The organism is Candidatus Reidiella endopervernicosa (assembly GCF_013343005.1).
In the GTDB taxonomy this organism is placed as follows: Bacteria; Pseudomonadota; Gammaproteobacteria.
This window is the reverse complement of record NZ_CP054491.1, coordinates 1622536-1641954: the sequence shown is the minus strand read 5'-3', so window position 1 is coordinate 1641954 and position 19419 is coordinate 1622536. Positions and strand designations below refer to the sequence as shown.

The 19419-nt window shown below is 54.3% G+C and carries 15 protein-coding genes; 3 read left to right on the top strand and 12 right to left on the bottom strand.

The window, feature by feature from the left end:
* Nucleotides 1–306 precede the first annotated feature (306 nt).
* Nucleotides 307–1185, top strand: a complete 879-nt coding sequence (locus tag HUE57_RS09140) for a hypothetical protein (RefSeq protein WP_078483254.1) — start codon at nucleotides 307–309, stop codon at nucleotides 1183–1185.
* A gap of 66 nt (nucleotides 1186–1251) precedes the next feature.
* On the opposite strand, the gene HUE57_RS19065 is transcribed toward HUE57_RS09140, so the two are convergent.
* Together HUE57_RS19065 and HUE57_RS09130 are read right to left on the bottom strand one after the other, a co-directional pair.
* A complete protein-coding gene (locus tag HUE57_RS19065) occupies nucleotides 1252–2502 on the bottom strand; it encodes an ATP-binding protein (protein WP_078483255.1) in 1251 nt (416 codons plus the stop codon).
* A complete protein-coding gene (locus HUE57_RS09130; RefSeq protein WP_174673050.1) occupies nucleotides 2403–3563 on the bottom strand; it encodes a PAS domain S-box protein in 1161 nt (386 codons plus the stop codon). Before HUE57_RS09130 ends, HUE57_RS19065 begins: the two co-directional genes overlap by 100 nt.
* Nucleotides 3564–3861: 298 nt before the next feature.
* Between HUE57_RS09130 and HUE57_RS09125 the strand changes: the two genes are divergently transcribed.
* Nucleotides 3862–4005 (top strand): hypothetical protein, encoded by a 144-nt coding sequence (locus HUE57_RS09125; RefSeq protein ID WP_174673049.1) that lies wholly within the window; start codon nucleotides 3862–3864, stop codon nucleotides 4003–4005.
* Nucleotides 4006–4029: 24 nt separating this feature from the next.
* Here the strand turns inward: HUE57_RS09125 and HUE57_RS09120 are convergent, their stop codons facing one another.
* The 3 genes from HUE57_RS09120 to HUE57_RS09110 are packed head-to-tail and all read right to left on the bottom strand — an operon-like array spanning nucleotide 4030 to nucleotide 8609.
* Entirely contained in the window at nucleotides 4030–5250 is a 1221-nt protein-coding gene (locus HUE57_RS09120; protein ID WP_174673048.1) for an Hpt domain-containing protein, read from the bottom strand.
* Entirely contained in the window at nucleotides 5247–7331 is a 2085-nt protein-coding gene (locus HUE57_RS09115; RefSeq protein ID WP_078483258.1) for an EAL domain-containing response regulator, read from the bottom strand. Before HUE57_RS09115 ends, HUE57_RS09120 begins: the two co-directional genes overlap by 4 nt.
* A 12-nt stretch (nucleotides 7332–7343) precedes the next feature.
* Nucleotides 7344–8609: an ATP-binding protein gene (locus tag HUE57_RS09110; RefSeq protein WP_078483259.1), complete on the bottom strand. Its 1266-nt coding sequence runs from the start codon at nucleotides 8607–8609 to the stop codon at nucleotides 7344–7346.
* A gap of 36 nt (nucleotides 8610–8645) precedes the next feature.
* Here HUE57_RS09110 and HUE57_RS09105 point away from each other — a divergent pair, with 36 nt between their 5' ends.
* Nucleotides 8646–8798 carry a hypothetical protein gene (locus HUE57_RS09105; protein WP_174673047.1) on the top strand — a complete coding sequence of 51 codons (153 nt, stop codon included), beginning with the start codon at nucleotides 8646–8648 and terminating at the stop codon, nucleotides 8796–8798.
* Nucleotides 8799–8874: 76 nt separating this feature from the next.
* Here HUE57_RS09105 and HUE57_RS19615 read toward each other — a convergent pair whose 3' ends face one another.
* The 7 genes from HUE57_RS19615 to HUE57_RS09070 all read right to left on the bottom strand — a co-directional run bounded on the left by HUE57_RS19615 (nucleotide 8875) and on the right by HUE57_RS09070 (nucleotide 19265).
* Complete coding sequence (locus HUE57_RS19615) at nucleotides 8875–9873, bottom strand: histidine kinase dimerization/phospho-acceptor domain-containing protein (RefSeq protein ID WP_174673046.1); 999 nt, start codon at nucleotides 9871–9873, stop codon at nucleotides 8875–8877.
* Nucleotides 9874–10080: 207 nt separating this feature from the next.
* Nucleotides 10081–10314 (bottom strand): hypothetical protein, encoded by a 234-nt coding sequence (locus HUE57_RS09095; protein ID WP_078483261.1) that lies wholly within the window; start codon nucleotides 10312–10314, stop codon nucleotides 10081–10083.
* Between the two features lie 18 nt (nucleotides 10315–10332).
* The gene (locus HUE57_RS09090) at nucleotides 10333–12141 is read right to left on the bottom strand and encodes a Na/Pi cotransporter family protein (RefSeq protein ID WP_078483262.1); all 1809 of its coding nucleotides are present in this window, start codon (nucleotides 12139–12141) and stop codon (nucleotides 10333–10335) included.
* A 91-nt stretch (nucleotides 12142–12232) separates the two neighbouring features.
* Nucleotides 12233–13816 (bottom strand): inorganic phosphate transporter, encoded by a 1584-nt coding sequence (locus HUE57_RS09085; RefSeq protein ID WP_078483263.1) that lies wholly within the window; start codon nucleotides 13814–13816, stop codon nucleotides 12233–12235.
* A 179-nt stretch (nucleotides 13817–13995) separates the two neighbouring features.
* A complete protein-coding gene (locus HUE57_RS09080) occupies nucleotides 13996–14517 on the bottom strand; it encodes a hypothetical protein (protein WP_078483264.1) in 522 nt (173 codons plus the stop codon).
* A 170-nt stretch (nucleotides 14518–14687) separates the two neighbouring features.
* Entirely contained in the window at nucleotides 14688–16841 is a 2154-nt protein-coding gene (locus HUE57_RS09075; RefSeq protein ID WP_078483265.1) for an EAL domain-containing response regulator, read from the bottom strand.
* Nucleotides 16842–16889: 48 nt separating this feature from the next.
* Nucleotides 16890–19265, bottom strand: a complete 2376-nt coding sequence (locus HUE57_RS09070) for an HDOD domain-containing protein (protein WP_174673045.1) — start codon at nucleotides 19263–19265, stop codon at nucleotides 16890–16892.
* Between the last annotated feature and the right edge of the window lie 154 nt (nucleotides 19266–19419).

Here is a 19419-nt window from a genome sequence, read left to right as displayed (position 1 = left end):
CTAGCTTGAATGTCTTTATCTGTTTGTACTAAATCGACAACCAGGAACTGCGCCTGGATCAAGCGCATAAGAGTTTGTAATCGGGGATTGGCATTGGTGCTCCCTGTTGTTTTGTTGTCCTTTCCGGCTGCCCGATACGATACCACACCAACCTTTCTAACTGTGTGGCAACCCCTCTAACTTCTTAGCAGAATCACACCTCAGATTGAGCTGATACAGCCCTGTTCAGCCTCCGTTCAGCACCGCAGGGATAGATTGAAGGCGTGCATGGGGCAGAGTGTCCCGATAACGATAAGGAGGCACGTCATGATCAAGCTACTTCTACCTGCAATGGGTGCGCTGCTGGTGCTCAGCGGCTGCAATGTGAATCCGACCCACTCTGAGGTGCGTGTCTACAAGGAGCAGGCCTACGACTACTACGACACCGAGGTGGTGGATGACTACTACGATCGTTATGCCGATCGCTACGACTACGATGAGCCGCCTGTGGTGGTGCACAGGACGAAGGTGATCCACAACCACATCCACACTCCTCCCCCGGTGAAGAGGGTTGTGAAGGTGGTGCATAAGCATCCGCACCACGGCAAACATACCGATCACCATCATGACAAACACCCCCACGCTGATAAGAAGGGATTCATTCACAAGACGAAGCATCGACACGATGGAAAAGAGCTGAAACGTGCCGTGCATATCGATAAGCGGGGGCCTGTCATTGGTAGCAAGAGCGTCACCCATATTAAGAAGAGATCCACCACACACCCTAAGAAGAGGGCCGTAACAACCAGAACAGTCGTGTCAAAAAAAGCGGTCGATAAACGTGATCACGCTATCAAGAGCAGAAAAGTGGTACGCACTAAACGTGTGATACCCAACCCTATCAAGGGCAAGAAGAGTGTGAAGGTGACTACGACTCAAGCATCGAAGCAGGTAAAGGGTAACGGCCGTGTGGTGAAGAGGAGCGTGAAGGTTGAACGTGAACTGAAGCGCAATGGCACCAGGAAGGTTACCAAGGTTGAGCGCAAGACGGTGAAGAGCAAGCGAGACGCGGAGCGTAAGGCCAGGAAGGCGGCACAACAGAAGAAGCGTCAGGAGAGAAAGGATGGCGGCCTGACGGCGGTCAGTGTCGATGCGGAGCAGATTGATCGTAATGGAAAAAGGGAGCGTCGTTATCGTCACTACTAGTCGTGATGACTAGCGAAGACGCTCTTATCTTTTCAGCCGCTAACAGGGATGTTGCGGCTATTTTTATTAATTCAGCTGCAGCGCCTTTTCAACGACGCCGTAGAAGTGCCGGATATCGAGCGGCTTGGTGAGGTAGTCGGTAAAACCCGCCTCAATACCCCGTTCGATATCCTCCTGCATGGCATTGGCGGTGATGGCGATGATGGGGGTGGTATCGAACTGTAACTTCTCTTGCAGATACTCCATCACCTGATAACCATCCATCTCGGGCAGATTGATATCGAGCAGAATGAGATCGGGCTGATGCTCTATAGCCAGATCGATACCGCGCCTGGGCGCCTCGGCCGTTAGTAGTTTGATGTTTTTACAGCGTGTCAGCAGCTGCTGTATGAACATCAGATTGACCGGATTATCTTCAATGTAGAGCACCGTGCGTGCGCCCACCTTACTCAGAAGTTCCATTTCAATGGGTAAGCTCAGTTTCTGATCGATCTCTTTCTGCTTGCTCACGTCACCTGCGGGCAACTCGAACCAGAAGCTACTCCCTTTGCCGAGTTCACTGACCACATCGAGCGTGCTTCCCATCAACTCAACGATATGGCGCGTCAGGGTAAGACCGATGCCTGAGCCTTCAATGGTACTGTTCTCTGCGCCGAGTCGATTAAAGGGCTGAAACATCAGCTCCAGATCGCCATTGGAGATGCCCGTTCCGGTATCTGCAATTTCTATACGTATCTGCCGCTCACCTCTGCTCTCAACCGTCAGGCGAACCTCTCCCCCCTTGTTGTTATATTTGATCGCGTTGGAGAGCAGATTTAATAAAACTTGTTTAAGGCGTGTCCTATCGCTGAGGACAACCACACCTTTATCACACTGCACATCAAGTGAGATTTGGTACTGCTCTGCCAACGCTCCTACCAGTGCCAGACACTCGTCGAGCACCTCATTCAGCTCAACCTCCTGCAGTGTCATATCGATATTTCCCGATTCGATCTTGGCGATATCGAGCACCTCGTTTATCAGCTCCAGCAGATGGTGGCTGGCACCGAGAATCTCCTCGACATAGTTGCCGTGCATCTCTTCCAGACCACTATCAAGCTTAAGCAGCTGCGCGAAGCCGAGCACCGCATTGAGTGGGGTACGCAGCTCATGACTCATGCGGGAGAGAAACTGGCTCTTCGCCTCATTGGCATGCTCGGCGATAAGCAGTGCGGCATTTAGATCTGCGGCGCGCGCCTCAACCTGGTTCTCAAGCTGCTCATTAAGATCACGCAGCTCCGCTTCAATCTGTTTCTGCGCGGTGAGGTCGATAAGCACATTGGCAAAGGCAGCAGGTTTGCCCTCGGTATCCTTGAGCAAAAGACGTTGTGAACAGTCGGTGTAATCATTCCATCCAACGACTTGACCTCTAGCTCACCAATCCATCGTCCCTGACTCATCACATCAGGCAGCACACACTCCTGAAGCCGCTTGAGCTGATCTTCAGTGTAGAAGTCGGTGAATGCGAATTTCGAGGCATCTTCATCCTCGGCGACACCGAGCATACGTTTCATCGTCGGGTTTATATAACGTGCGCGGGTATCCATTCCTGCCCAACCGATACCCAGATCGGAGTGGTCTGCGAGCCTTTGTAGCATCTCGGCACGTTCATAGAGCGAACGCTGTTCTGTGATATCGAAGTTGACGCCGATCATACGCACCGGCTGACCGCTCTCATCCCTGATGACCTCGCTGTTGGCCTTGATGTAGCGAACTTCTCCTGCTGGCGTAATAATCCGAAACTCGGAATCAAATTCTTTCTCACCACGCAGTGCAACCTCAACCTCCCCATTCATTCTGTCTCGGTCATCGGGATGAAGCCCCTGCTCCCACGCCTCATAGGCGCCCGTAAAGCTCTCTGGCTCGATCCCATAGAGGCAGAACATCCTGCTATCCCAGATCAGTTCATTGCTGATCAGATCCCATTCCCAGATACCGATACTCGCTGAATTTGCAGCCACACTCATGCGTCGAGAAGCACGCTTTAACTCGCTCTCAGCACGTTTGCGTTTTCCAATATCGTGAGCAAGGGCACAGACGAACTCCTGCCCCTCTTGTTCAAACAGCGAGAGGGTGATCTCCACATCGATCAGTGCACCGCTCTTTTGTCGGCACTGCGTCTCGTAGATCCTCTTCCCCGCACTTCTTAATTCGCGGAAAAAAGAGCCCCACTGTTTAGCGGGAATATTGATATCAAGATCTGAGACTCTAAGAGCAAGTAGCTCTTCATGAGAGTAACCAAGCGCCTGACAGGCGGCGGGATTCGCTTCGACAAAGCAGCCAGACTCGTCAATCCAAAACACCTGCATCGGCGTATTTTCGAGCGCAAACTGTGCCATCTCCTTGTGCAGCATTCGATATCCTTGTAGTGACTAATGTGACCACAGTTAAGAGACTACCCATATAATCATATCCTGACAAATAAGATAAGGTAATCGGTCACACTCTGTTACACCCTACCCCTAATGACACCATCGACGGCCACCCTGGCCTGATCATAGCCCTTGGTCACTACCGCGGCGTGATGCTGCAGCTCCTGCTCTGAGGCGGCCTGTTTGCCGGGGAGTCGCTATTTTTGCGAAAGTTTGTTTTGGGCATCCAAGCCCAAGCAAACAGCAAAACTTAACGCGACCGTTTATGCCTTCGGCGCCCCGACCGTCCTGCGTACGTTGCGTAATCACCTCTTCGCGGCTCTACACAACTCCCTCAGTGACTCTACGCCGACATAAAGCCGTTGCTGCATCTTCTCCGTCGTTCGCTCGCGCTCTCAACTACGAATAGGCAGACGGCGTCGACTATCGGGGACTAACCGCCCTCACTTCGCTCTCCATGGCGGTCAGCGGCGGCTGCTTCGAGGTCTTTAAAGCTCGCAGCAAGTGCCAACAAGCCCAGGTTTCCAGCGCTGCCTTTAAGTTGATGGGTCAGTCGGCCCAATGCGTCATACTCACCCACCGCGATCATGGAGAGAATCTCAGAAACCGTCTCATCTCGTGCATCGAGAAGCTCATAGTAGAGTTCACGCGCATCAGGTCCGATCGTCTCGACCAGCCCATCAAGCACCGTCTTATCAAGAACCTCTGGCCCCACGGCAACACCGCTCGCCGCTACGCCACTGGGTAGATCTTGTGCCGATCGAACAGCCGTCTCCTTGCGTGCATCACGATTTGCACAGCGCATAAACCAGTAGAGTGAGAGCAGCGCCGTCAGTGCATAGATCAAGACAACAACAAACTCAGCACTCATTAGCCGGGGTAACACTCCGACCCCAGGCTCCTTGCTACGAATGGCCAACAGATGCCAACGGGTGTCTGGGATTGCAGCGCGATAGCCGATGCGTGTTAACTCCTGCGCTTCAAGGCGGAAACTTCGTTTGAGTGAAGAGCGCACCCCCCCTGCACCAACCTCGATTAGCTGACTGGCCTCTTCACGGACCAGATAGAGGTTGAAGTCGTGGTGCTGATTGTCAGAGAGGATATTCGCGAAGCGCTGCGGTTTAACGCTGACGAAGACCAGCCCCTGTGCACCATGCTCACCCGCGACGCCCATATCGAATGGCACCATGATATCGATGTGGTACTCACCGGGCCCCGGATGAACATAGGGTGCCGCGCTCTTCTCTCCCTCCATGGTGTGGCGCATATCGATTCGACAGAGATCACCGATCGCCTCTTTAAAGGGATCAAACAGCACCTCACCATCAGGCGGTGCCACTGAGAAGGCGTAGAAGTCAGGGATATAGACCTCAATTCTATTTTTCAGCCGCTTGTAGAGCTCCTCATTGCCACTCTCCGTCATCAGCTGGATGATCTCTTCACGATACTCTTCAGAGAAGAGTCTGACGTGACGGCGCAACTGCTTGAGCTCACGATTAATCTGACTTGAAGCCGCCTCGCCCATATGGTGAATCACCATTTTGGCAGCCGTCTCTTCTCGCTGTTTCTCTTCGGCGTTAATCCAGTAAACCACCAGCGCTACCGTTACCACACCGAGGATATGAATGAGTGATAGCAGTAACAGTCGACTCACGAAGCTTGCTCCTGCATGGTTCTGATCAGATCTTCAATCGGCATCGGACGTCCCATCAAGTACCCCTGCCCCTCATCACATTCGAGCTGCTTGAGGTGGCTCATCTGCTCTTCACTCTCGATACCCTCTGCCAATACGTTAAGATCGATACTCTTGCACATGGCGATAATTGCCTTAACCAGCGACCAGTTGGTGCTCTCGATATCTGAGCCACCGAGGAAGGAGCGATCGATCTTGATACCGGCAATCGGCAGCTTCTGAATATAGGCAAGCGAACAGTAACCGGTACCAAAATCATCAATCACTGTGCCGATACCGATTCCCTTCAGCGCCAGCAACACGCGTGTGGTCAGTGCAATATCGTGCATCGCCTGGGTTTCGGTGATCTCCACTTCAATCAGCTCGGAGCGAAGTCCCGCCGCCTTGGTGGCGGCGTGCAGCATCGGCACCAGCTCAGGATCAGTGAACTGCATCGCAGAGACATTGATCGCCAGACGTAGTTCGGTGCCGGTCTCACGACTGAGCTTCGCCCAGCGGCGCATCGACTCCTCAGCCACCCACTGTCCCAGCTGACCGATCAGGCCGCACTCCTCAGCGATGTGCACATACTCGGGCGGTGGAATGTAACCCAGCTCAGAATGGGTCCAGCGCAGTAGTGCCTCGGCACCAACCACGGCACCCGACTCGATATCGATCTGCGGCTGGAAGTGGAGATCGAGTCCGATCTGCTCGATGACCTTGTGCAGTTCCTTGTGCAGTTCTTTCTCGATGGTGAGGCGACGCTGAATCTTGCTCACCACATCGTCAGCGTAGTAGCCGAGCTGGTTACCACCTTGGGTCTTGGCCAGCGAGAGCGCTGCCTCCGCCTTTTGTAGCAGCACATCATCGCTCTCTGCATCAAACGGATAGAAGACGACGCCGATACTGACCGTCACCATATACTGCTCTTTGCCGAGTGGATAACCGCCACCCAGCTGCTGACGTAGCGCCTCCAGCGCGCTATGGGCCGCCTCGGCACTCTCCCAACTGCTACAGACCACAGCAAACAGACCCGCATCGATACGTGCCACCATATCGACCTCTGCCTCCAGATTGCGCAGGCGGTTAGCCATCGCCTTCTCTAACCCCTCGCCCATGCGCCGGCCGAGGCCTTCGTGAATCTGCTTCAACTGATCAACGCCGATATAGGCGACACTGATCATCCCATCGTTCTCAATGTAGCTCTCAACCAGCTGTGCAATGTGTGTATCAAACAGAGTACGGTTGGCCAGCCCGGTGACGTGATCGTGGTTACGCTGAAACTCCACCAGCATCTCGGCCTGTTTCTGTGCGGTGATGTCCTGCAGTGTTCCGGCCACACCGATGATACGGTTCTGTCGATCGTGCATCGCCTCGCCGTGCTGCTGCACAATCAGCACCGAACCGTCATCGAGAATCAGTCGGCCGGTATGCACAAAGGTGCCACCACTCTCACCCAGACTTTCGAGCCGCTGACGGAAGTCGTCACGATCGACCTCATCCAGCAGACCGATAAAGCGTTCCACCTCGATACTGTCGTCCTCCTTTGGCCCCAGCAGCAGTCCAGCCAGATCACCCGCACAGACCACGCGACCTGTTTCGAAGTTGTACTCCCAGTAACCGAGTCGGGCCAGTAGCTGCGCGTGGGCAAGGCGTTTCTGTTGCAGTTGCAGTTTGTCTAGTAGTTGGGCTGAACGCAGCGCATAGCGCACCCGCTGGCTGAGCAGCGCGTAGTTGATCGGTTTGGTAATAAAATCGGTAGCGCCTGCATCGAAGGCTCGCCCCACGGCAGCAACATCATTAAGGCTGGTGAGCATAATCACGGGTACCCGATCACCGTAGCGGCTTCGCAGCTCGGCACAGATATCGATACCATCACGCCCCGGCATCATCACATCCATCAGCACAAGATCGGGCTCAAGTTCGGTGAAGAGATCGAGCACCCGTTCACCCGTATCGACATCCGTGATTTGATAGCCCTCACTCTGCAGCACCTTGGTCACGGTCTTGCGAGTGATCGCATCATCATCGGCCACCAGGATCGTGCTCTCTCTCTGACTCACGCCACCACCTCTCTACGCCAGCTCACTATCCTGCCCTCTCTTCTCAAGCCAGAAGAGCGCCTTACGCTGCAACTCATCTGGTGCATAGGGTTTACCGATATAGTCGTTCATACCAGCCGACAGACAGCGGCTACGCTCTCGTGCTGAGACATTGGCCGTCAGTGCTATCACCGGCACCTTGGCAATCTTTCCCGCCAGACGGCGAATCGCACGGGTCGCCTCATAACCGTCGAGCACCGGCATCTGACAATCCATCAATACCAGGTCGTAATGTCCGACCGAGGCACTGGTCAACGCCTCCTGACCATTATTGGCTACATCGACCGCAAAGCCGAGGTACTGCAAGATACCGGTGGCCACCTTCTGATTGATCGCATTGTCTTCGACAACCAGCACCGACCACTTCTCACCGTCGGGTCGCCTGGTCGTTTCGCGCGCAGAGAGATCGATCGTCTCACTACTGACACCGTCAAGAATTTCAGCCAGGCGTTCGAACAGTTCTGAGAAGTTAATCGGTTTATTGATGCAGAGCTCTATATCGAGACGCTCTTTTTCACAGCCACCAGCGCAACAACCTGAACCACTCATTAGTACGATATGACTACCTGTCGCCAGCCCCTGTGAGTGAAGGGCATGGAGAAACATCCGATCACTATCGGTACTGGTCATATCTGCGATGATGACGTCGTAGTGGGTTCCATGCGACTCGGCATCGACCACCTTCTGCTGTGCATCCTCCACACTCACCGCTGAGTCGCAGAGACCGCCCCATGCCGTGATGTGTTCGGCCAGCACGTTGCGTGCGGTCTGATTCTCCTCCACCAGCAGGAATCGGTAGCTCCCTTTCAGATGATGACTCGATAGTTTTTTATCCGTTGCATCGGCCGTTTTCAGCGGCAGCCTGACCCAGAAGGTACTACCCTCACCCGGTGTCGATTCAACACCAATCTCACCACCCAGCAGTTCAACCAGCTGCTTGCAGATCGCCAGGCCTAAGCCGGTACCGCCATAGCGGCGAGTTATGGTTGAGTCCTCTTGAGCAAACGAATCGAACATACGGCCCTGCTGCTCTGGCGCAATACCGATACCGGTATCGGTCACCTCAATACAGATCACATAGTCTCTCTCTCGCTCAGTTTCGAGCCTAGCACGAACCACCACCTCGCCGTGATCGGTGAACTTGACCGCATTGCTGGTCAGGTTGCCAACGACCTGTCGTAGCCGGACCTGATCACCACTGATCTGTAGTGGCATCTCCTCGGCGATATCGAGAATCAACTCAACCCCTTTCTCCTGCCCGGGGAGTCGCTATTTTTGCGGAAGCTTGTTTTGGGCATCCAAGCCCAAGCAAGCGGCAAATACTTAACGCGACCGTTTATGCCTACGGCGCCCCGACCGTCCTGCGTACGTTGCGTAATCACCTCTTCGCGGCTCTACACACTCCTCAGTGACTCTACGCCGACATAAAGCCGCTGCTGCATCTTCTTCGTCGTTCGCTCGCGCTCTCAACTACGAATAGGCAGACGGCGTCGACTATCGGGGACTAACCGCCCTCACTTCGCTCTCCATGGCGGTCAGCGGCGGTATTGGAGAAGAGCGCCACGGTATCGGCAAGGGCTCTGTTTAAATCGAATGATTGATACTCGACACTCATCTTGCCTGCTTCGATCTTCGAGTAGTCGAGCACATCATTGATAACCGAGAGCAGAATTTCACCGGAGACATAGGCGGTGGTTAGATAGTCACGCTGCGGTTCTGAGAGTGGTGTCTGCTTGAGCAGATTGAGCATGCCAAGCACACCATTCATCGGTGTGCGAATCTCATGACTCATGTTGGCCAGGAACTCGCTCTTTGCCTCGGAGGCCTGCTCCGCCTCCTCTTTCGCATCACGCAGGTCTCGCTCGATCGTCGAGGTGCGGCGAATCGCAACCGTGGCCACCATCACTGAGAGCATCACCACACCAAAGGAGATTGCGGTGTAGGCGATACGTGCATTCTCATAGCTACGCCGCACCTCGGCCACTGCCTGCTCGGTCGCTCGCTCCTGATACTCCACCAACTGACTCAGACTGTGCAGCACCTTGTTCTGTGCCGGTAGTGCGAGACTGAGCTGGAGACGGTTCGCCTCTTCGAAGCGATCCTCAAACAGTGCATCGAGTAGTTTCTGCTGCGCGGTCGCGCCTTGCGCGGCCATCTCACGGGCGAAGTCGATGTAGGAGCGCTCTTCAGAGGAGAGCGGCATCTGTTCAAGTTGATCGCGTGCCGCCATAAATTCACTGGCCGCCTCATGAAAACGCATGCGCAGATCATCGCGAAGGAAGGGATCCTTCTCATCCAGCATCATGAAGGTAAAGATGGAACGTTCACGGGCTTTGTGGCGCATGGTAGAGACGAGGGAGACCTTAACGTTGCGCTCTCCAACGATATATTCGAGCCGATCGTCCAGGCGCTGCATCTCCGTCAGGCCGATCACGCCGAGCGCAAAGATCAGCAGGACGATAATGCCAAAGCCCAGAGCGAGCCTGAATTCTGATGCATTCACTATTATTCTTACCGCACCATTTGGGTCACACGATTCATACCGAAGATATCTACCCGCTTCCAGCCCTCGAGTAAATTTCTTAGCACTTCCAATATATTATGTAGCACACTTCGTAGTGCACCATTACCCACTTGCGTAAGGGTTTATTACCGAATGGAACTTCGGCGTGGAAAAATAGAACGGGGAGAATGAGGGAAATATAAAAGGTTAATCTTCGATCAGCCTCTCGGCCTTTTTACGCTGGGCGTGCAGCACCTTAATCTGTTTTTGCAGCAGTTTAACCTCATCTTCCTCGGTCGCAACAGCGAGCTTACCGTTTAGCTTCTGCTCCTTAGCTGCCAGTCGTGCAATCACCCCCTGCAACGACGCCTCTTTCTTCAGTTTCTTTCTGAATCCCTTGCTGAAGTAAGCCTTGAGCTTTTTGATGATCTCGTCTTGCACGTCAACTCTCCCACCGCTTCAGCGGCTATCACCTTCATCAAGAATATCGTCGATTTCTTCATCACTGAGCGCCACATCGCGTTCGGCCTCTGCCACATCCTCATCACGATGAACAAACAGTGTCTCACCCATCTCCAACAGATTGCGACAGGCATCCAGTGCATAACCACTGTCATTCATTAGTGAGGTTGCCATCGCAGGCGTTATCCGCTCATCACGCAGTAGACCCACCAGTCGTTCGTTGAGCTGATCGTCACTCTCCTCGACCATCAGTTTGAGCGCATCGATAGAGAGCAGCGGCATCTCATCACCCTCGGCACGACGTGCCAGATCAAGTTCGCGCAGTACCGAGGCGACTAATACACGTAGGCGATTATATTCACCACGAATCGTTGCATTATCGGTAACGATAAAGCGCAGCAGGTTTTTACGCAGATGTTTTATATCCTTAATCGAATCGACGATATTTCGATTGGCGTTGCGCAGCCAGTGGATCTTTCCAGTCTGCTCCATCTCCCAGCTAAAGGTTGCCTGACTGGTAAAGGAGACGATCTCGCTATAGATCCCCTTGATGCTGCGCTCGTAGAGATCATCAATATCGACCTCAATAATCCGCGCCTGCCGCGCCACCGCCTTGTCCAGGGCTCTATCTGAGAAGATCAACTCTCGCGGCATACTGATACCGTTGGCGATCAGTTTCACGGCGTTATCGTAGATGTGCAGCGTTTCGTTGCGTACCGCCTCGAGTGCCGTTTCGGGGAAATCGACCGAGGCATCATTGAGATATTTTACGCCCAGTATCGAGGGCTCACGGGTCTTGATAAACCACTCGAAGAACTGCACCAGCTTGCCGATGAAGGGTAGCATCACCAACACACCGACCAGGTTAAAGAGGGTGTGGAAAACGGCGAGCTTAAGCGTGTAGTCGGCATCCCGGATACCGACCCAGAGTGAGATAGTATCAACGGCACGAACAAACTCGGCAATGAAGATGATCGCTATCAATCCGGTCACCACATTGAAGACCAGATGGGCACCGGCCAGTCGCTTGCCCTGTTCGTTGGCACTGAGTGACCCGATGATGGCGGTAATGGTGGTGCCGACGTTGGCACCAATAGCAAGCGCCAGGGCGTTCTCATAGGTAATCTGCCCCGCCGCCAGGGCAGTAATAATCAGCACCAGGGTGGCGTGACTCGACTGCATGATCACCGTAGCCGCGATGCCAATCAGGGCGAACAGGAATAGTCCGGGATAACCGCCGACGGCATATTCGGCCAGATCGATCGTCTCACGGAATGCCTCAAAACCCTCCTTCATATGGTGAATACCGAGGAACAGGAAGCCGAGGCCAGCCAGCACGTAACCGAGCCCCTTCACTACCTTAGGTTTCTGGAACAGCATGATCACACCGAAGACCAACATCGGCATCGCGTAGGAGGATATCTTTACCTTGAGTCCCAGACCCGCCACTAGCCAGGCACCCGTGGTAGTGCCGAGATTGGCGCCAAAGATGATTCCGATACCCTCAGAGAGTCCAAGCAGACCGGCGCTTAAGAAGGAAATGGTGATGACCGAGACCAGTGAGCTCGACTGCATCAGGGTGGTGCTCAGCACACCAAAGCTGACGCTCTTCCACAGTCGATCGGTTGAGAATTTAAGAATACGTTCGAGGATACCGCCGGTGAAGGCGCGAAAGCCCTCCTCCAGCGAGAGCATGCCGAAGAGGAAGATTGCCACACCGGCAGCAATCTCTTTGAAGTCAGGGCTAATCCAGAAACCGTAGCCGAGAACGACAAAGATTGTGGGTAGAAATATCTTTCTTAGCACCGGATAACCTTTCCCACCTTTTATCGGAGGCGTTCATCCACAGTGCAGATGCAGACCGGGATGATTATCACCCCCGCCTCGCGGATGAACCTTACGGAAGCATTATGCCGCGTATCATGAAGAATATCATTGCGGCGATTGCGGCTGAGACCGGCACGGTAATAATCCAGGCCGCAGCAATTTTCAGCAAATGAGAACGCTTCACCAGCTCCTGACGATAGACCTTGCGCAGATCCTTGCGCTCACGTTTGGTCAGATGTGCGGGATCGGTCTGCTCCTTGGCCCGCTGTTTCAGTTCCGCCAGCATACGTCCCTTCTCATCGACCGAGGCATCCTTAAAGTCGATCAGGAACGCCTCGATAGCCGCCTGATCACCATCGGGATGGTGCGCCTTGATATCCTCAACCATGCGCGCATAGGAGGCCTTTATGTACTCCCGCAGGAAGCCGACACCAAATACGCCACCGACAGCAATGTGCGTTGATGAGACCGGCAGCCCCATCTGCGTGGCGATAATCACGGTGATCGCGGCCGCCATTGCGATGCAGTAGGCGCGCATCTGATCCATTTCGGTAATTTCAGTACCAACGGTACGAATCAGCTTGGGACCATAGAGGGCGAGACCAACGGCGATGCCGATCGCACCAACCATCATCACCCACAGCGGAATTGCCGCCTTCGTTGACACCTCGGCACCGCCGTGTGAAATAACATCGTAGATCGCAGCCAGCGGACCGACCGCATTGGCGACATCGTTGGCGCCATGGGCGAAGCTAAGCAGCGCTGCCGCGAAGATCAGTGGCAGGGTGAAGAGTCGGTTAACACTACTCTTCTCATTCGGGTAGAGCTCTGCAGCACGAGCAACCAGTGGACGAACAACAACGATGGCCAGGACGGCGATCGCCAGACCGATGGAGAATGCCGTGACAAAATCGACCTTCCAGATCTTCTTCAAACCCTTGAGGATCAGGTAGGTGGAGAAGGCCCAGACCATAACGCCAACCAGCAGCGGCACCATTCGCTTGGCCGCGACGAGCATCTCCTTTTTATAGGTAATTGTTCGTTTGACCAGAAGCAGGAAGGCAGCAGCAATCAGGCCTCCCATCAGCGGTGAGATTATCCAGCTCGCAGCAATCGCGCCGACCTTACCCCAATCAGCGATTCCCCAGCCGCCAGCCGCAATACCGGCTCCCAGAACACCACCAACGATTGAATGGGTGGTGGAGACAGGTGCACCCATAACGGTCGCCACATTGAGCCACAGCGCACCGGCCAGCAGCGCGGCCATCATCAACCAGACAAAGGTATTGGGATCACTGATCAGCGCCGGGTCGATAATCCCCTTACGGATGGTACCGACCACCTCGCCACCTGCGATCAGCGCACCAGAGGCCTCGAAAATGGCTGCGATGACAATGGCACCTGTCAGGGTCAGCGCCTTGGAACCAACCGCAGGGCCGACATTATTGGCGACATCGTTGGCACCGATATTCATCGCCATGTAACCGCCGATCATTGCGGCGATCACCAGCATGTAGTTGACCGGTGCCTCACCTCGCACGCCGGTATAGAGCATTACACCAACAATAAACAGCAATGCCGTACCTAGTCTGAAGAACTCACCCCGACTTTCAGTGGTTGCCGCTTCTATCTTGTTGATGTTCTTCAGTTCCATAACCCGCCCCATTGCTGTCACAAAAATGTATTTCAACCGTCATATTTCGATGCGGAATGTACCACAGGCAGAGACTTCGGTGGAATTTAGAATCAGTCAAGCCAAAAAGACTTGTAGCGACGCGCTTTACACCCCACAGGGGGGTGATATCGGTATGTGGAAAACGGCTTTTGCGCCGATTAGCGGGTGTGTCTCTGGTAGGAGAGGTTGAGCAGGAAGCGTTGTGGTTCGCGGGTATCGTTACACGACATCTCAACCTGAACATTGCCAAAGTTGAGCGAGCGACGCAGCACGCGCCTGATGGTGCGATTGGTGTTGTTCTCGACCTGATTCTCGGTGAATTCACCGTGCTTTCGCGACATCTCAGTGGTGAGCTGTCCCATTACGATCATGCAGGCCGCCATACTCTCGTAGTCACCCTTGGCGGTGATACGGGCAATCGAGTCATCCTTGTGGTCGATATTGAGAAAGTAGTGTTCGAAATAGTAGATCGGCTGCGGCGGGACGACCTCAATCAGACGGGTACCCGGCATATGATCGACCCCCATCGCAACCTCCTCAAGCACAACCACTCCGGAGCCGGCCAGCGGCCCAAAGTGAATGCCGTAGGCCCCATCAAGTTCCAGAATCTTGGCCGCCTGAACGGACAGCACGAATAGAGAGAGGAGAAACAGGGAGAGAGCAAGTGGACGTATCGTCATATGGAAACCTGTTAGCGAAATCGAAGATCGGTTACGACTACTTTCCATAATAGACGCAAGCGATTAGTTGTCACCCAGACTAACAGTCGATTCAGCACCGGGACAAGCCTTCTGGGGAGTGTCTTTCAGGCTACCGGAGCAGTCCCCGGCACGCCAGAGACCGCCGCTGCTCAGGCCCGCTTCTTTACACTATTTAACAGAATCTCGGTGACCTCAGCAGACGGTACCGGCTTGGAGAAGAGGAAACCCTGCAGCTCCTCACAACCAACCTGCGCCAGATAACTGCGCTGAATATCGGTCTCTACTCCCTCGGCAATCACCTCCATGCCAAGACCACTCGCCATTGAGACGATCGCATTGATAATAGAACTCTCAGTTTCGGTCTCACCGATCACCCTGACAAAGGCGCGGTCGATCTTGATACGCTGAATCGGCAGGCTGTGCAGATAGCTAAGCGAAGAGTAACCGGTACCAAAGTCATCAATGGCGACCGTCACCCCCTCTTTCACCAGCACGCCGAGCTTCTCTGAGACGCTATCCATGTCGCTCATCAATACATTCTCGGTGATCTCCACCTCAAACATCTCACCCGGTAGATTGTGACGATTGAGGGCAATGAGGATCTTCTCCGCAAAGTCACTCTGAGCAACCTGGATTGAGGAGAAGTTGATCGCCATTCGAACCTGATTAAAACCGAGTTCACGCCACTCGACCATGGCAAGACACGCCTGTTCCAACACCCAGTCACCGAGCATGATAATCAGCCCCGACTCCTCGGCGACCGGTACAAATTCAGAGGGCGGCACATTACCGAATTCAGGATGGTTCCAGCGCACCAGCGCCTCGACACCGATCAGACGGTTGCCATGCTCACTGCTGACCTGAGGTTGGAAGCAGAGCGAGAACTGGCCGCTATCGAGACCGGTGCGGATACCGCGCTCGATCGCAAGGTGACGGGAGAACTCACCGTCCATATCGGTGCTGTAGATACCGTAGCTACCACGCGCCAGATCACGACCGTGATACATGGCGATATCGGCATGGGTCAACAGCGCATCCACGGTAAGACCATGCTCGGGACAGATCGCAATACCCATGCTGACACTGGCAAACAGTTCATGTTCACCCAGACGCACAGGCTCTTTGAGGATCTCGATGATTTTCTCTGCCACCCGTTTGGCATCCTCAACACCGGAGACCTTGGGTAGCAGCACGCCAAACTCATCACCACCAATACGTGCCAGCGTATCACTCTCACGCAGGCACGCCTTGAGGCGTGTCGCCAGGGTACAGAGCATCTCATCACCGTAGAGGTGGCCGAGCTGATCATTGACAATCTTTAAACGATCGACATCGACATAGATCACCGCCAGGCGATCATCCTGATCCTGAATCCGGCGTAGTGCCGCTTCAAGATACTCTTTAAATTGGGTCCGATTGGGCAGCTGAGTGAGCAGATCGTGATAGGCCTGGAAACGGATCGTCTCCTCGGCCTGTTTACGTCCAGAGATATCGCGCGCGATGCCGTAGGTACCGACAAAGCGACGATCGCCATCCTCAGGGGAGGAGTACATGCCCCAGGCGTTGAGCTCAACCTGAATCGCCGAGTTCTCAACCACCACCGGATTTGCGCCCCCCTGCTTACAGCGCAGCGTCATCTCCACGCTTTTACTGCGACGGCTATCGCCACGACGTTCATCGAAACGGTCCTTAGCCGGCACCTCGCCCTCAGGGAGCAGTGCCGTATGGTGCTTACCGATCAACTCACGCGGAGAGAAACCAAGCAGGCTCTCAACACGATCATTAATGAATTTAAAACGCCCTTCGGAATCGAGCAGATAGATGATATCGGGTGACTTGTTAACCATATAACGATGCAGCTGTTCGGAGCGCTCCATACGACGCTGCATCTGCTCCCGCTCCTGCCCAAGACGACGCTGCTCAAGCGCATTCTCAACCGCATGCAGCAGCACCTCAGGTGCATAGGGTTTACGCACAAAGTCGTAGGCGCCGGCACGCAGCACCTCAATCGCCACATCGACCGAGCTGTCACCACTAACGACGATCACCGAGGTGTCGATATCGCGCTCTCGCAGTCGGCGCATCACGCCAAAACCGTCCAGATCGGGCATCATCAGATCGAGCATCGCAACATCGAAGTGCTGTCGCTCCAGCCACTCCTGTGCCTGCACACCGCCGTCGGCAAGTTCTACTTCATAGCCATGTGCCTCCAGTAGTGCGGCGAGGCTCTTGCGCATCCGTTCATTGTCATCGACGACCAGAATTCTGGCGCTATCGCTCTTAATTGTATTTGAGGCAACCATCTTGCACTCCCGGCTTACTACGCTAATAGGTTTGGGACTCCGCCCGATCTAACACTCCAACTCCCTTGGTAGAAGAATCTGAAATTCGGTACCACCCTGTCCACTGCGACAGCTGATCTTGCCACCCAGCTCATCAACAAGGTTTTTCACAATAGAGAGCCCCAACCCTGCATGCCCCCCACCCTTGGTGCTATCAACCGGCTGGAACAGATTGGCCAACACATGCGGAGGCAGGCCACTGCCACTGTCGATCACCTTCAACTCAACAAAGGCCTTATCGTCGAAGTAGACATAGTCACGACTGGTAATCATCAGACGACCGGTGCTACCCATCGCCTCAATCGCATTTTTACTCAGGTTGAGCAGAATCTGTTTGAGCGCATTGATACTGGTCAGCAGCGGCGGTATCGCCTCATCAAGCTCTGTCACCAGTTCAATCGAGCGGTTGGTCAGCATGCCGTTCTCGATCAGGCGCAGCAGATTTTTCACCACCGTGTTCACCTCAACCGCACCACTCTCCTGCTCCTGAGCACCACTGACATCGGGAAGAGTGGCAATAATTCCAGCGACTCGATCGATCTCCTCACGGATGATTTTCAACTCCTCCTGAGCATCGGCCACAGGATCGAGTTTGGTGCCGAGCAGCGCCAGGTAGTTGCGCATAATCGCCAGCGGATTGTTCGCCTCGTGTACCACCTTGCGGGCATGGAGATTATAGCGGGCGGCATGCTCCTCCTCGAAGGTCTCTTTACTGCGCCGACGTTGTCGCAGGGCATGCCAATGGGCGGAGAAGTCACGGGCGAAGTCGATCAGTAGCGACTGGCTTCTGTTTAGACGTTCGGCCTGAACAGGTGTCACGCCGATGACCAACACACCAATGGTCTCATCGGTAGCAATCAGTGGCACAAATAGCGCAGCCGGTCGGCCCAGCATGCGTACGATCTGACGATCAAGCACATTGGCATCGGTATCTGCACCGCTCTCAATCACTGAACGGGTCAGTAGCGCCTGAATCAGCTGGCTCCTACGCTGACCGCCATGGAGAGCGAAGTGAGGGCGGTTAGTCCCCGATAGTCGACGCCGTCTGCATATTCGTAGTTGAGAGCGCGAGCGACGACGAAGAAGATGCAGCAGCGGCTTATGTCGGCGTAGAGTCACTGAGGGAGTTGTGTAGAGCCGCGAAGAGGTGATTACGCAACGTACGCAGGACGTCGGGGCGCCGAAGGCATAAACGGTCGCGTTAAGTTTTGCTGTTTGCTTGGGCTGGATGCCCAAAACAAACTTTCGCAAAATAGCGACTCCACGGCCTGCCTCGACAGGCAACTCAAGCTCTTCGATACGCTGTACACCATTTCTTGAAGAGCGGCCACGCAGGCGACGGGTGTTGTGATCAAAATCGAATAGCAGCGCCCGATCGGCGTCGAAGACGATATTAATACTGCGAAGAATCGCATCAACCACCTCGCCCTCGTCGGCACCGTCACGGAACTGCTCATTAACCGTGTTACGTAGCGCCTCGCCCATCACCTGTTCGGCCAGCGGACTCTGCACGGCGGCAGCACCATCATCCGTAGCCTCTGGGGAGAGTTCGATGCCCAGTGCTGTGAGGGTGTTATTTACCTCGATCAGTGCACTACTGCGCAGCTCATCGAACATATCAACAGTAAAACCAAACAGGTTGGCCGCACCGGCCGTCTCTTCACTACCTGATTGATAATTGTGTTGTGCCGCGATGTTGGCCAGCCATGTGATCTTCACCAGATGGTGGGCATCCTGAAGTGTTGAGACCGGTTCGTGATGGTAACGAACCGCATCGACTATAAAGGTTGGCAATCCCCAACTCTCCAGCACGTGGGCGCCCACCTGATCGTGCGAGATATCCAGTCGCTGCTGCTCAAGGACAATCAGGTCTCGACCACCCTGCGCCTGATCGGCTATCTCGCGATACTCCGCACTGTGGCTAAGTGCCAGTACCATCTTGCCGAGATCGTGAAACAGACCAGCCATATAGGCCTCATCGGGCTCGGCATAACCACTCACCTTGGCCAACGAACGAGCCACCACGGCCGTGGTAAGCGCATGTTGCCAGAGGCGGTTGAGCTGATGTGGCGGAATCGCCTTAATGCCATAGAAATACTGGTAGACAGAGGCGGTCACCGAGATCGATTTGACCGTCTTCATGCCAAGCGTGATCAGTGCCCGTTTGAGCGAATTGAAGTTACCGCTACGGTAGTAGAAAGGTGAGTTGGCAACGGCCACCACCTTGGCGCAGAGCGCCGCATCCCGCTCGATCAGGCTCGCGAGCTCATCGAAACTCGCCTCATCACCCGCAAACGCCTCAATCAGCTTCTGCAGCACAACGGGAGGCGATGGCAGTCGACTTACCTGAATCTCTTCCAGAGCTTTATTAGGATTAGTTGTCATCTACTTAATTTATATGGATTTATGAGACAAAAGTAGCAGAGTTACCCCATCGACACAAGATTCGTCTGCCCTCTCCTATCAACAGACGGGAATAAGCACCGATCGCGAACCCTGCCTCAGCAGCGACTCTGCTATGATCAGCAGCTATTCGGTT

Bases quoted from the DNA above. Each gene is read 5' to 3' on its own strand.
- HUE57_RS09140 (WP_078483254.1), top strand. From the start codon at position 307: ATGATCAAGCTACTTCTACCTGCAATGGGTGCGCTGCTGGTGCTCAGC.
- HUE57_RS09130 (WP_174673050.1), bottom strand. From the start codon at position 3,563: ATGGCACAGTTTGCGCTCGAAAATACGCCGATGCAGGTGTTTTGGATT.
- HUE57_RS09125 (WP_174673049.1), top strand. From the start codon at position 3,862: ATGCCTTCGGCGCCCCGACCGTCCTGCGTACGTTGCGTAATCACCTCT.
- HUE57_RS09085 (WP_078483263.1), bottom strand. From the start codon at position 13,816: ATGGAACTGAAGAACATCAACAAGATAGAAGCGGCAACCACTGAAAGT.
- HUE57_RS09080 (WP_078483264.1), bottom strand. From the start codon at position 14,517: ATGACGATACGTCCACTTGCTCTCTCCCTGTTTCTCCTCTCTCTATTC.
- HUE57_RS09075 (WP_078483265.1), bottom strand. From the start codon at position 16,841: ATGGTTGCCTCAAATACAATTAAGAGCGATAGCGCCAGAATTCTGGTC.
- HUE57_RS09070 (WP_174673045.1), bottom strand. From the start codon at position 19,265: ATGACAACTAATCCTAATAAAGCTCTGGAAGAGATTCAGGTAAGTCGA.